Here is a 633-nt window from a genome sequence, read left to right as displayed (position 1 = left end):
TATTCTCCACCGGGCCGGGTGAGGAGAGGCGTCCGGGCCGGGAAGCGTGCGGGAATGTGTGAGAAGCGGTGGATGAGGAAAAGAGTCCGGGGGCAAGAGGGCCCGAGGCGAGAGAACGAGAGGAGTATTGATGTTTGGAGTCCGGAAGGGGACAGGGATAAGTTGAAAATGAAGAATGAATGAAGAATGAAAAATGAAGAATGAATAGTGAAATTCTTAATTCTTAACTCTTAATTCTTAATTATTCACTTAAAAAGTTGCGGTTCGATCCCGCGCCAGACAGCTGCCGGTTGCCCGCGGCGCCCCTTGAAGGGGGGAGCCGTCGGGGGAACAATTGGAAAAGAGATCTTTGACATGATGATATAAAAACAAGAGCAAAAAACAAAAAAAAAAGAGTTCATTGAAAATGTCTTTTCCGCCATGGCATCCTGGCGACAGGCTGTCCAAGTGGCGATAAGGGAAAGACAAACAAATCAAAGACGCTGAAGTATATTTATCATACCCGGCTGTTTCCCAGCCTGGCGCGTGCGCCGCTAAGGGAACAGCAGCCGGACGACGAAATAAAAGTGAACAAGGGCACATGGGGGATGCCTAGGCTCTGGAAGGCGAAGAAGGACGTGATAAGCTGCGAAA

1 protein-coding gene is annotated in these 633 nt (G+C 49.4%); it reads left to right on the top strand.

The features are described 5' to 3' along the window. On the top strand, positions 1-183 hold a 183-nt coding region (locus D7D25_RS18340; RefSeq protein WP_221408035.1), incomplete at its 5' end, for a hypothetical protein. Between the last annotated feature and the right edge of the window lie 450 nt (positions 184-633).

It is taken from the genome of Proteiniphilum sp. X52 (assembly GCF_003712195.1).
Classification (GTDB): Bacteria; Bacteroidota; Bacteroidia; order Bacteroidales; family Dysgonomonadaceae; genus Proteiniphilum.
Note: the sequence above shows the minus strand (reverse complement) of the source record. Positions and strands in the feature narration are given on the sequence as shown.